This is a genomic window from Xanthomonas sp. JL1 (assembly GCF_038405005.1).
On record NZ_JBBYGR010000046.1, the window covers coordinates 1 to 13,172 of the forward strand.

A 13,172-nucleotide genomic window follows, 5' to 3' on the forward strand; every position below is an offset into this window, starting at 1 on the left:
CTTCAAGCCCCCACGCGGATGCGCGTAGATGCTAGCGTAAATGGTTTCGTGGCTGACGCGCTGGGCAGGATCATCCGGATACATATGCGAGAGCTTGGCAGCAATCTGCTGGGGCGACCAGCGCCATAGCACCAGATGATCTCGCACCAGCTGGAATAACGGCGTTCCTGGCGTCAGTCGCCGCTGCCGGACGCTAAGCTGACGCCGTGCGCGGTAGCGCTTGCCCGCACTGCGCGCGCAATAGGTGGTACTGTCCTGCTTGGCCAATTCCCGACTCAATGTCGACGGGCTCCTGCCTAAAATCCTGGAAATCGCGCGCACACTTTGACCGCGCCCCCTCTCGATCTGGAGCATTGCGCGCTCTTCCGCACTGGGGTGTTGATAGCTTTTTGACATGTGCATACCCTAACTGCTGAGAGGGTGTTGCACTTGGAAATTGAGTCTAAGCTGCTCCAACGCACTCCACGGCAGCCGATGGCTCAGCTGGACCAGTGGATGGCGCAAGTCGATCTGGTTCTCCAGGCGCGAACGAAACAGCTCATCGGCAGGCAACTGCTCGGCGGCAGGACGGCGTGTACGCATGGGCGAAAACTGCCAGAAACCAGGACGTAGCGTAACGAACACTGGCAATTCCAGCACACCGAAAACGCAGATGAAGCCTTGCAATGGATGTGGTCTGGGGGTTTTTCAGGGGCGACTAGTGAAATAACAACGGCCGCAGTACGCGGCCGTTGTCGTTCGATCAGGGAGCCCGAATCATCTGAAGATTCCCGATTCCCGATTCCCGATTCCCCAATCCCGAACCTCAATGATCGCTGGAGCGCAATCCATCCACATCCAGGATCAGTGCCATGCGGCCGTCGCCGATCAGGGTGGCGCCGGCGTAGCCGGGTAGGCCGCGCAGGGCGCGTGGCAGGGGTTTGATCACCACTTCCTCGCGGCCGCGCACCTGGTCCACCACCAGGCCGAAGCGGGTTTCGCCGGCCTGCAGCAGCACCACGGTGAGCAGCGGCGGTTGTTCGGCCGGTACGCCCAGCCAGCGGCGCAGGTCGATCAGGGGCAGGGTATGCGAGCGGCGGTCGAGCACGGCGCGGCCGTCGAACCAGCCCAGCGAGGTCTGCGGTGCATGCAGCACTTCCACCACGCGGGCCAGCGGCAATGCGTAGACCGCTTCGCCGGCCTGCACCAGCAGGGTCGGCAGAATCGCCAGGGTCAGCGGTACGCGGATCATGAAGCGGCTGCCGCGGCCCAGTTCGGACTGGATCTGGATCTGCCCGCTGAGTTCGCGGATGCGCGATTGCACCACGTCCATGCCGACGCCGCGGCCGGAAATGTCGGTGACTTCCACCTTGGTCGAAAAGCCCGGCATGAAGATCAGGTGCAAGCACTCGTCGGTGCTCAGGCGCGCGGCGGCTTCGGCGTCGATCAAGCCCTTGTTGCGGGCGATTTCGCGCAGGCGCTCCGGGTCGATGCCGGCGCCGTCGTCCTGGATTTCGATACTGACGTAGTCGCCTTCCTGCTGCGCCGACAGACGCACATGGCCGCTACGCGGTTTGCCGGTGGCTTCGCGCAGCGCTGGCGATTCGATGCCGTGGTCGATGGCGTTGCGCACCAGGTGCACCAACGGGTCTGCCAGGGCTTCGACCAGGTTGCGATCCAGTTCCGTTTCGGCGCCGATCAGTTCCAGCTCCACTTCCTTGGACAAGGTACGCGCCACATCGCGGGCCACCTTGGGGAAGCGGGCGAATACCTTGCTCACCGGTTGCATGCGGGTGCGCATGACCGCGGTCTGCAGGCGTGCGGTGGCGATGTCCAGCGTGCTGACTGCGCGGTCCAGTTCTTCGTCGCGCAGGCGGGTGCGCAAGGTCTTCAAGCGGTTGCGCGAAAGCACCAGTTCGCCGATCAGGTTGACGATGGCGTCCAGGCGCTTGGTATCCACGCGCACGGTCTGTTCGGCTTCGGCGCCGGCCTTGGCTGCGGCCTTGCCGGCCGCCTTGGGGGCGGGGGCATGCGCATCGTCGCCATGTGCGGCAGCCGCCGGTTTGGCCGCCGCTGCCTGCGGCGTGGCCTTGACCGCCGGCGGGCCACTCTTGGCATCGAACTGGGCGATCAGCGTGGCCGGCGCATGCGGCACGGCCTCGCCGGAGCTCATCGCATCCAGCATGGCCTGCAGATAATCCAGCGACTGCTGCGCGGCATCGAAGTGATGCGCCTGCAACACCGCCTGGCCCGAGCGCGCCATGCCCAGGGTTTCTTCCGCGGCGTGGCACAGCTCCACCATCGGCTTGATCGCCAGAAAGCCGGCGCCGCCCTTGAGCGTGTGGAAGCCGCGGAACACCGCGTTGAGCTGGTCGGCTTCGTCTGGCGCCTGTTCCAGCGAGACCAGCTGTTCGCCGAGGCGATCCAGGATTTCCTGGGCCTCGACGATGAAATCGGCAGCAATATCGTCTGGAACAGCACTCATGGTTACAGCCCCAATCCGGACAGCAGGTCGTCGGCGTCGTCCTGCGACACCGCGTGACGGTCCAGGCCCTTGATTGCAGGACCGGCAAGACCGCCGTCGTCTTTCTTCGGTTCGATGTTCTTCGGCGGCAGGCCGAGCGCACCGAAGCCTTCATGCACGCGTCGCACGATACCGGCCACGCGACGGATGATCTGGCCGCTGAGGTCCTGGTAGCTCTGCGCCAGCGACAGCTCGGTGAGGTTGTGGCGCATTTTTTCCAGCAGCGCGCCCTGGTCCTGGTTGAGCCCGCCTTCGCGCAGCTGGTTGGCCAGCTCGCGGCATTCTTCGACCAGATCCAGCGTGCGGTGGCTGGCCTTTTCGGTCATTTCCACCACATGGTCCAGGCGCGAACAGGCATCGTCCAGTTCGCCGGCTTCTTCGGGCACGGTGGGCAGTTCGCCCAACGCCTGGCCGAGTTCGCGGGCGAGCCGGCTCAGGCTCTGCATCATCGGGCGCGTGCGCAGGGCGGCGAGATGATCCACCTCGCGACGCCAGGCGACCTGGTCACCGCTTTCCAGTGCATCCAGTGCGCCTTGCAGGCGCTCGATCAACGCGGCACGTTCGGCATCGCTTTCCACGGTCGCGTTCATCAGGCGGTCGCCGCCAGACGTTCGAACACCTTGCCCAGCTTTTCTTCCAGCGTCTGCGCGGTGAACGGCTTGATGATGTAGCCGTTCACGCCGCACTGGGCCGCTTCGATGATCTGCTCGCGCTTGGCTTCGGCGGTCACCATCATCACCGGCAGGTGCTTGAGCTTGGCGTCGGCGCGGATGTTGCGCAGCAGGTCGATGCCGGTCATGCCGGGCATGTTCCAGTCGGTGACCACGAAATCGAACGGGCCAGCACGCAACGCCGCCAAGGCGCTGTTGCCGTCTTCGGCCTCTGCGGTATTGGTGAAGCCGAGATCGCCCAGCAGATTCTTGACGATACGTCGCATCGTCGAGAAGTCGTCCACGATCAGGATCCGCATGTTCTTGTTCACATCAAGCTCCTAACAGGAAAAAATACGCGAAAAATTATTCGTCAATTTCGACACCGGCATCGGCCAGTTCGAAGACTTTGAGGCGGCCCCGCAAACGCACCACCGCCTGGCCGTGGATCTGGCAGACGCGCGATTCGCTGACACCGAGCACGGCGCCGATTTCTTTCAGATTCAATTCCTGTTCGTAGTACAGCGACAGCACCAGCTGCTCGCGCTCGGGCAATTGGCCGATGGCCTTGCCCAGTTCGCGGCCGAATTCGCTACGTTCCATCATCTGCTGCGGGTTGGGGCCACCCTTGGCGGTGGTGTCCAGCTCGCCGTGATCTTCGATGCGCGATTCCAGGCTCAGCACCTGGCCGCGTGCGGCGTCTTCCATCAGACGCAGGTAATCGGGCAGCGGCATTTCCATTGCGGCGGCCACTTCGGCGGCGGCAGCGGCGCGGCCGGTGTTCTGTTCGATCTTGCGCACAGCGGCAGCGGCATCGCGGGCGCGGCGGTGCACCGAGCGCGGCACCCAGTCGCCGCGGCGGATTTCGTCGATCATCGAACCGCGGATACGGATCGAGGCGTAGGTTTCGAACGAGGCGCCCTGTTCGGAGTCATAGCTGCGCGAAGCCTCGATCAGGCCGATCATGCCAGCCTGGATCAGATCGTCCACTTCCACGCTGGCCGGCAGACGCGCGGCCAGGTGGTGGGCGATGCGGCGAACCAGGTCGGCGTGCTGGGTTACCACGTTGTCGGCGTTGTTGCGCTGGACGGCACGGTACTGCGCTGCGGCGGTGGTGTTCATGCGGCAACCCCCCGTTGGATGATGCGTTCGACGAAAAACTCGACATTGCCGCGCGGCACGGTGGGAGCCTGCCAGCGCGATGTGCGACGTGCGATCTCGGCAATGGCCTGCGCCGAGGGGCTGGCCGGGTAGGCCTTGATGACCGGTTGCTGGCGCTGCACCGACAGGCGCAACCAGTCGTCCTGCGGCACGTGGCCGAGGTAGTTCAGCGAGACGTCGCCCAGGAACTTTTCGCACACGCGCGAGAGCTTGTCGTACAGCAGGCGCCCTTCATTGGGGTCGCGCACCATGTTGGCGATGATCTGCAGGCGGTCCACGCCGCGTTCGCGCGAGAGCACCTTGATCAGCGCGTAGGCGTCGGTGATCGAGGCCGGCTCGTCGCAGACCACCACCACGGTGTCCTGGGCGGCCTGGCAGAAGGTCAACACGCTGTCGGTGATGCCGGCGGCGGTGTCGATGACCATCACGTCCAGGTCGCGTTCCAGTTCGGAGAACACGTTGACCAGGCCGATGTGCTGGGCCGGGGCCAGTTCGGCCATGTGACGGCGGCCGGAGGCGGCCGGCACCACCAGCACGCCGCCGGGGCCTTCGATGATGACTTCATCCAGCGTGCAACGGCCGGCGATCAGGTCGGCCAGGGTGTACTTGGGCGCCAGGCCCAAGACCACATCCAGGTTGGCCAGGCCAAGGTCGGCGTCCAGCAGCAGCGTGCGTTTGCCCATGTCGGCAAGCGCCACGGCCAGGTTGGCGGAGATGTTGGTTTTGCCCACGCCACCCTTGCCACCGGTCACGGCAATGGTGCGCACCGGGCCCAAAGGCTCGGGACGGGTCGCCGACAGGGGGAAGGCGTTGGTCAGCTTGGCGTATTCACGCGACTGCATGGTTGTGCTCCGGAGTACAGGGCTTATCGGCAGCGCGCCGCAAATCTTCAAGGCGAAGAACGAGACTGGCGGCATTGGCGCGGTGCAGGTCGTCGGGGACCCGCTGTCCGTCAGTCACCCAGGTGATGGGCATTTGGTGGTCGACCACCACCGACAAGGCGCTGCCGAAGCGGCCGGTCTCGTCGAGTTTGGTCAGCACCACGCCTTGGGGTTTGGCGTGGGCGAAGCGGCGTACGACCTCGTCGAGGTCGGAAAAATGGGCGTTGGCAGGCAGCACCAGCAGCGAGGTGACCTGCTGGGCGGCGCGCAGCCAGTTCAGCTGGGCGGCCAGGGCGCGGTCGCGCTGGCCCATGCCGGCGGTGTCGATCAGCACCAGCTTGTAGTCGCGCAGGCGCTCGAACAGGTCAAGCAGGCTTTCGGCGCTGTCGGCTTCGTGCACCGCGACGCCGAGCTGACGGCCGTAGCTGTGCAGCTGCTCGCGGCCGCCGACGCGCTGGGTGTCGGTGGTGACCAGGGCCACGTCGCGCGGAGTGTGCTGTGCGGCGAAGCGCTGGGCGAGTTTGGCAATGGTGGTGGTCTTGCCGGCGCCGGTCGGGCCGACCAACGCGATCACGCCGCCGCGTTCCAGCGGGTCGACCGGGGCCACCGGCAGACGCTTGGACAGCAGGCCCAGCATCAGGCCGCGGCCACGGTGCAATTCGGTATCGGCCGGGATCTGCATGGCGACATCGCGGGTCAAGCCGGCATCGAAGCCGTAGTCGTCCATCAGCTCCAGCGCCTGCGCACGCGCCGGTGAGCCACGCAGGCGCTCGTCGGTGAGGCGGTTCATTTCGCGCTCGATCATCTGCCGCATCAGCGCCAGCTCACCGCGCAGCTGCTTGAGTTCTTCGTCGTTCTGCGGCGCCGGAGCGGCAGCAGCGACCGCCACGGCGGCCGGGGCGACCACGATCGGCGGCAGCGCGTCGTCCATGTCGAAGCCGTCGTCGTCCTGCTCGTCGTCGTCCTGCCCGTAAGAGGCGTGGGTGGCAAGCGCGGCGGCCATGATCGGCGTGCGTGCCTGCACCGGGGCAGCGTGGACCGGAGCCTGCACCGGAGCCTGCATCGGAGCGGTGGTCAAAAAGTCGGCGAACAGCTGTTCCGGCACGGCCGACAGCGCGTGTTCCTGGCGCGGTGCGGTGGTGACGGCCACCGCGTGCGCCAATGCCTGGGCGGCCGGCGAGGGGATGGATGCGGTGCGCACCGGTGCGGCGGCCGGCGCCTGGCGCGGCACGTTGACCGGCTGACGCAGCGCCATGGCGGCGATCATGTCTTCAGCGGCGTTGGCAACGCGCTGGCGCTGGCTCACGTTGGCGTTGGCAGCCAGCTTGAGCGGGGCATGCACCGGCGCGGCAGGCTTGGTCGGGGCTTGCGGGGCAGGCGCCTGCTGGATGGGGGCCGCCGCATTATGTGCGGCGGCCGACGTCTCGGAGCGCGCGGTTTCCAGGGCGCGCTGCACGAGTTCTTCGTCGTAGTTGCTGGCAGCGACGATCTCGATGCCTTCGGCGGTACGGCGGTTGGACAGGATCACTGCGTCCGGGCCGTGTTCTTCACGCACCATGCGGAAGGCGGTGCGCATGTCCGGGGCAACGAAGCGTTTGATTTTCATGCGAATTGCCTCGAGGAACGGGACCCGCCGGACGCCGGACGGGTGCGCGATGAATGTGGGTGTGTTGCCAGCGTCATGAGGTGCCTGTCCCGGTCGTTGTTCCAAGTCCTGCGTTCGCTCCGGAGCGGTGCTGCTGCTGCGGTGTCGGCAGAGCTGATGCATGCGGTGTGCCAAAACGCGCTGTGCTGGGTTTCTGGCGCCGGAAGATAGAGGGCCGCGACAGGGGCGACGCAGTGCGTGCGGCTCGGCTGGGGCTTCACGTCACTGGCTTGACTTGCTTTTTGCCCAGGACGTTGAAACGCTGGCGTTAGCGTGCGGGCAGATGCGGCGGGGTAGCCGGCCTTTGCAGCCCTCAGGCATGGCCAGCGGCGTGCAATCGATTGGATGGTCAAACCAGTGGCGGCTTTCCGACGCCGGCTGTGGTGGTCGATCGCCGACCCGTCGCCGGTACTGATGGCGTGACGCTTGCCGGGTGCACGTGTGCGTCGTTGGGCGCGATGGGCCTTGCCGGTAAGCCCGGTCGCGCTCGGGGGCGCTTCTAAGGCGTGCGTTGGTTGGCGGACACATGCGGGCGTCTGCGGGATTCAGCTGATCGTACCCACCAGCTTCAGGCGCTTGTCTTCCGGCACTTCGCTGTAGGCCAGGACCGACAGGCTGGGGACGCTGTGGCGAACCAAGCGGGCCAGTGCGGCGCGTACCTGGCCGGGCACCAGCACCACCGCCGGTTCGTTGCGGGCTTCCTGTTTGCCGACGCACTCGGCCAGGCTCTGGTGCAGGCGTTCGGCCAGGCCCGGTTCCAGCGCCACGCCATTGCCGTGGGTGGATTCCTGTAGCACGCGCTCCAACTGCGGGGCCAGGGTGAACACCGGCAGTTCGGCCGACATGCCGGCGATTTCCTGCACGATAAAGCGGCCCAGCGAGGTACGCACTGCGGCAGTGAGGGTGGCCGGGTCCTGGCTGTGCGGGGCGTGTTCGACCAGTGCTTCGACGATCTTGCGCAGCTGGCGCACCGGGATCTTCTCGATCAGCAAGTTCTGCAGCACGCGCACCACGACCGACAGCGGCAGCGCCTTGGGGGTGAGATCTTCGACCATCTTCGGCGCAGTCTTGGCCAGCGTCGCCAGCAGCTGCTGCACCTCTTCGTGGCCGAGCAGTTCCGGGGCGTGTTCGCGGATCAGGTGCGACAGGTGGGTGGCGACCACGGTGGCCGGGTCGACCACGGTGTAGCCCATCGATTCGGCATAGGCGCGTTGATGCGGCTGGATCCAGGTGGCGTCCAGGCCAAATGCCGGGTCCTTGCCGGGGATGCCGTCGAGCTGGCCGAGCGCGCCGCCCGGGTCCAGCGCCAGCTCGCGGTCGGAATAGATTTCTGCGGTGGCCACCGGCACGCCGTGCACCAGCAGGCGGTAGGCGTTGGCGGACAACTCCAGGTTGTCGCGGATGTGCACCGGCGGGACCAGGAAGCCAATGTCCTGGGTGAGTTTGCGGCGCACCCCCTTGATGCGCGCCATGAGTTCGCCGCCCTGGTTCTTGTCCACCAGCGGGATCAAGCGGTAGCCAACCTCCAGGCCCAGGGGGTCGATCGGGCGCAGTTCGTCCCAGCTCAGTTCGGCGCTGGCTTGGGCAGCAGTGGCGGCCGCGGCGGCCTTGGGGTCGGTGGCGGGGGCGCCGGTCGGGGCGACCACCAGGCTGCGCTTGTACATTTTCCAGGCGATGACGCCGAGGATCAGGCCGAGCGTCAAAAACGCGACGTTCGGCATGCCCGGCACCAGGCCGACCAGGCCCAGGATGGCCGCGGCCACCGCCAGCGCGCGGTGCTGGCCGAACACCTGGCTGACCATGGCACCGCGCATGTCCTGCGCGCGCGAGGCGCGGGTCACCAGCAAGGCGACCGACGACGACACCAGCAAGGCCGGCAGCTGCGCCACCAACCCGTCGCCGATCGACAGCAGCGTGTAGGTGGACGCGGCATCCATGAAGCTCATGCCGTGCTGGAGCATGCCCACGGCCATGCCGCCGACCAAGTTGATGAACAGGATCATGATCGCGGCGATGGCGTCGCCGCGGATGAACTTGTTGGCACCGTCCATCGCGCCGTAGAAGTCGGCTTCTTCGCGGACTTCTTCGCGGCGGGCCTTGGCTTCCTCACGCGTCAGCAAACCGGCGTTGAGGTCGGCGTCGATGGCCATCTGCTTGCCGGGCATGGCGTCCAGGATGAAGCGCGCGGTCACTTCCGACACGCGCCCGGCACCCTTGGTGATGACCACGAAGTTGATGATGGTCAGGATCGCGAACACCACGATGCCCACGGCGTAGTTGCCGCCGATCACGAACTGGCCGAAGGCCTCGATCACCTTGCCGGCGGCGGCGTGGCCGTCCTGGCCGTTGATCAGGATCACGCGGCTGGAGGCGACGTTCAGTGCCAAGCGCAGCATCGTGGTCATCAACAGCACGATCGGGAAAATGGTGAATTCCAGCGGGCGCTGCACGTACACCACCGCCAGCAGCACCATCAGCGAGATGGCGATGTTGAAGGTGAACAGCGCATCCAGTACCGGTGCGGCCAGCGGCACCATCAGCATGGCCAGCATGGCCATCAGGGCCAGCGGGGCGCCCAGGCCGTTGCGCAGCAACTCCATGACGCGACGGGCATTCATCGGGGCGGGTTGGGCGCTCATGCGCTGGCTCCCTTGCCGAACTCATCCACTTCCAGCGAGGGCAATTCCGGCATCGGGCCGCCGTTCCAGCCACGCAGCTGGTAGACGTAGGAAAGGACCTGGGCCACGACGGAATAGAGTCTCACGGGAATTTCCTTGCCGACTTGCGCTTCCCTATACAAGGCGCGTGCCAACGGCGGTGCGGTGACGATGGCCACCCGGTGCTGCTCGCCCGCTTCGCGGATACGGAAGGCCATTTCGTCCACGCCCTTGGCCACCACGATCGGGGCGCGCATCTTGCCGCCTTCGTACTTGAGCGCCACCGCGTAGTGGGTCGGATTCATCAGGACCACGTCGGCCTTGGGCACCGCTTCCATCATCTGGCGCTGCGACATCTGCATCTGCATCTGGCGGATGCGGCCCTTCACTTCGGGGCTGCCCTCGCTTTCCTTCATCTCGCGCTTGATCTCTTCGCGCGTCATCTTCAGCTTTCGCATCCAGTTCCACTTCTGGTACGGCGCGTCGATGGCGGCCAGCAGCACCAGTGCGCCGGCGGTGTAGAACAGCAAGCTCTTGGTGAAGTCCAGCCCGTTGCCGACCGCCTGTTCTAGCGGCTGGCTCACCAGCGAGCGCAAGCCAGGCAGGCTCTTGGAGATGCAGAAACTGGCGGCCAGGCCGACGAACAACAGGCGCAGCACCGACTTGACCAGCTCGGCCAGACTATTGCTGCCCCACATGCGCTTGAGCCCGTTGGCCGGGTTGAGCTTGGTGAGGTCGGGCATGATCGCTTTGCCGGAAAAGTGCAGGCCGCTCATCAGCAGCGGGCCGGCCAGGCCGGCGGCCAGGCAGATGCCGATCAACGGCAGCATCACCCATAGCAACTGCAGCAGCAGATCGCCGAAATGGCCGAACAGCGCCATCGGGTTTTCGCGCATCGTCGGGTCCGGGCTGAGCGCGGTCTTCATCCACGCCGTAGCGCCATCGCCGATGCCGCGGGCCAGCGCCATCAACGCGAACACGCCGGCACCGAATACGGCCGCCGTCGACAGCTCGCGCGACTGCGGGATGTTGCCCTGCTCACGGGCCTCGCGCAGACGTTTTTCGGTGGGAAGCTCTGTACGCTCGCCGCCGTCTTCGGACTCGGACATGGAGGTGCCGGTGGGGGATTAGCCCAACTGATGCAAGCGGCGTTCCAGTGCGTGGAATCGGGAATCGGGAATCGGAACAGCAGTGGCGGCACGTGGCGTTGCGGCGTGTCGGGGCTGCCTGGTGGGGAGGGCCACACACGGGAGCTGGCAGGTTTCCACGGCGGTCCAGATCGCTGCTCGGCCCGGCCAGGGCGTCGTTGAGCGTGGAGGCCGGGTGGGCGTTCGTTCGACGCCGTTTGCAGCTCAGCGAGCCAGGCGGCGCGGGCCGTTGCGCTGGGCGACCACGGTGGCGATGAAGCGTTCGGCGTCCATCGGGCGGCCCAGCAGATAGCCTTGCAGTTGGTCGCAGCCCAGCCGTTCCAGGGTGTTGCGCTGGGCGATGGTTTCCACGCCTTCGGCGACTACCTGCAGACGCATGGTGTGGGCCAGTGCCACCACGGCGGCCACGATGGCGATGTCTTCGGCACTGCTGTCCATGGCCTGCACAAAACTGCGGTCGATCTTGAGCTCGTGCGCCGGCAGCTTGCGCAGATAAAGCAGGTTGGAATAGCCGGTGCCGAAGTCGTCGATGGCGATGCGCACGCCCAGTGCGTTGAGCTGTCCGAGGGTGCGCAGGCAGGCCTCGGCATCGCGCATGGCCATGGTTTCGGTGATTTCCAGGGTGAGCTGGCCCGGTGCCAGCATGAACTCGCTGAGCGTGGTGGCCACTTCGTCCAGCAAGCTGGGCGAGGCCAGCTGGATCGCCGACAGATTGACCGCCACCCGCCAGTCGCCGTGCCCGGCCGCGCGCCAGTCGTGCATCTGGCGGCAGGCCTGCCGCAGCACCCAGCTGCCGAGCAGGCCGATCATGCCGCTGCGTTCGGCCAGCGGGATGAAGCTGTCCGGCGGCACCAGGCCGCGTTCGGGATGCTGCCAGCGGATCAGCGCTTCGGCGCCGATCGGGCGGCCGTCCTCGGCGCAGTATTTGGGCTGGTAATGCAGCACGAACTGGCCCAGCTCCAGCGCGCGCGGCAGTTCGTGCAGCAACTGCAGGCGTTCGCGGGTGGTGGCCGTCATCGAGCGTTCGAAAAAGCTGTAGCGGTTGCGGCCCGCGTGCTTGGCGTGGTTCATCGCCGCGTCGGCATGCGTCAGGAGCTGGGGACCGCTGGTGGCGTCTTCCGGGTACTGTGCGATGCCAAGGCTGCTGCTCAGACGCAACTCGTGGTTGGAAACCATGAACGGCACCGCCAGTGCCTGCACCAGATGCGCGGCGAGTGCGGCGGCATCTCCCGGGTCTGCAATGTCGGCCACCAGCACGAACTCGTCCGCACCCAGCCGTGCCAGGCTGCCATGCGCGCGCCGATGCGCGTTCAAACGTTCGGCCACCACCACCAGCAGGCGGTCGCCCAGCTGATGGCCGTAGCCGTCGTTGATCACCTTGAAGCCGTCCAGGTTGATCAGCATCACCGCAAAGCGCTGCCCCTGGCGCTGGGCGCGTTCGATGTTCTGCAGGAGATGCTCGTGCAGCAGCACGCGGTTGGGCAGTCGGGTGAGTGGATCGTGTAGCGCCGCCAGGGTCAGGTCAGCATTGGCCTTGGCCAGCGATTGCATCAGCACGTCGGTACGCTGCTGAAAACGGCGCGACAGCACCGAAATGACCAGCGCCAGTATCAGCAAGGCCAGGGTCACCAGCACCACTGCCGCCAGCCACGACAATGGCAGCTGCGTATCGGCCTCGACTCCACACAAACTGCCGGGTGCGAACCGCGCGGCGGCCATGTCGGTGTAATGCATGCCCACGATCGCCACGCCCATGATCACGGCGGCGATCATGCGCAGACTGTAGCGATGCCCGTCGTGGCGCAGCCGGAAGACGATCCATAACGCAGCGGCAGAGGCGACGATGGCGATGGCGATGGCGATCGAGAGCCCGAACAGCAGTGGGTCATAGCTGATCGCCTTGACCATGCACAGCGCGCCCATGCCCATGTAATGCATCAGCGCAATGACCAGCCCCATCAGCAGCGCACCCAGGCCCAGCCGTGGCACGGACAAATCCGCGCGTGAGGTCAACCAGAGCGCTAGCGCGGAGGTCAGAATCGCCACGAGCATCGAATAGACCGTCAACGCCAGGTCATAGCCCACCGGAATCGGCAGGCGGAACGCCAGCATGCCGATGAAGTGCATCGACCAGATGCCAATACCCATGGCAATGGCGCCGCCGGACAGCCACGCGGCTGCGAAGCCGACACGGCTGGCAGTCATCCATGCGACTAGCGGCAGCGCGGTATAGAAGGCCAACACGGCCACCACCAGTGACAGCATCACCATGCCAAGGTTGTAGGTTCCGACCACCTATCCAGTTCCCACGTCGAAAGACGCGTTGCCCAAGACCTAGCGACCCCTCGCGCGACTTCTTGAGTGCAGGGGAGCGACCAATGTCATCAATGGTGCGTTGCCGCCAGATACGGCGCGCTTGAACCTGCTGCGGCCGCCCGGCCTGCGCAGGCGACATGCGCAATCACAGCGCGTTCGCGCGCTTCTCAACTGCCGGTGCAGCATGTGCGGCACTGGACGCGTGCGCGCG

The 13,172-nt window shown here is 66.1% G+C and carries 10 protein-coding genes and 1 pseudogene; all 11 read right to left on the bottom strand.

The window, feature by feature from the left end; translation table 11 throughout:
* Nucleotides 1-396 (bottom strand): helix-turn-helix domain-containing protein (locus WJW29_RS10295; protein ID WP_258531530.1); only part of this gene is annotated, 396 nt, incomplete at its 3' end.
* 51 nt (nt 397-447) lie between these two features.
* A pseudogene (locus WJW29_RS10300) lies at nt 448-624 on the bottom strand (IS5/IS1182 family transposase); the annotation flags it as partial.
* A gap of 181 nt (nt 625-805) precedes the next feature.
* Nucleotides 806-2,464, bottom strand: coding sequence for a chemotaxis protein CheA (locus WJW29_RS10305; protein WP_011259250.1), 1,659 nt, complete (start codon nt 2,462-2,464; stop codon nt 806-808).
* A 2-nt stretch (nt 2,465-2,466) separates the two neighbouring features.
* Nucleotides 2,467-3,093, bottom strand: a complete 627-nt coding sequence (locus WJW29_RS10310) for a protein phosphatase CheZ (RefSeq protein WP_011259249.1) — start codon at nt 3,091-3,093, stop codon at nt 2,467-2,469.
* Complete coding sequence (gene cheY, locus WJW29_RS10315; RefSeq protein ID WP_002813536.1) at nt 3,093-3,485, bottom strand: chemotaxis response regulator CheY; 393 nt, start codon at nt 3,483-3,485, stop codon at nt 3,093-3,095. Before cheY ends, WJW29_RS10310 begins: the two co-directional genes overlap by 1 nt.
* A gap of 34 nt (nt 3,486-3,519) precedes the next feature.
* Nucleotides 3,520-4,275 (bottom strand): RNA polymerase sigma factor FliA, encoded by a 756-nt coding sequence (locus tag WJW29_RS10320; RefSeq protein WP_011259248.1) that lies wholly within the window; start codon nt 4,273-4,275, stop codon nt 3,520-3,522.
* The gene (locus WJW29_RS10325) at nt 4,272-5,156 is read right to left on the bottom strand and encodes a MinD/ParA family protein (RefSeq protein WP_005918202.1); all 885 of its coding nucleotides are present in this window, start codon (nt 5,154-5,156) and stop codon (nt 4,272-4,274) included. The genes WJW29_RS10320 and WJW29_RS10325 overlap by 4 nt, the downstream gene beginning before the upstream one ends.
* Complete coding sequence (gene flhF, locus WJW29_RS10330) at nt 5,143-6,801, bottom strand: flagellar biosynthesis protein FlhF (protein WP_011259247.1); 1,659 nt, start codon at nt 6,799-6,801, stop codon at nt 5,143-5,145. Before flhF ends, WJW29_RS10325 begins: the two co-directional genes overlap by 14 nt.
* 584 nt (nt 6,802-7,385) lie before the next feature.
* Nucleotides 7,386-9,458, bottom strand: coding sequence for a flagellar biosynthesis protein FlhA (gene flhA, locus WJW29_RS10335; RefSeq protein ID WP_027703548.1), 2,073 nt, complete (start codon nt 9,456-9,458; stop codon nt 7,386-7,388).
* Nucleotides 9,459-9,475: 17 nt separating this feature from the next.
* Complete coding sequence (gene flhB, locus WJW29_RS10340; protein ID WP_011259245.1) at nt 9,476-10,606, bottom strand: flagellar biosynthesis protein FlhB; 1,131 nt, start codon at nt 10,604-10,606, stop codon at nt 9,476-9,478.
* Nucleotides 10,607-10,849: 243 nt separating this feature from the next.
* Nucleotides 10,850-12,940: an EAL domain-containing protein gene (locus WJW29_RS10345; RefSeq protein WP_011408691.1), complete on the bottom strand. Its 2,091-nt coding sequence runs from the start codon at nt 12,938-12,940 to the stop codon at nt 10,850-10,852.
* Between the last annotated feature and the right edge of the window lie 232 nt (nt 12,941-13,172).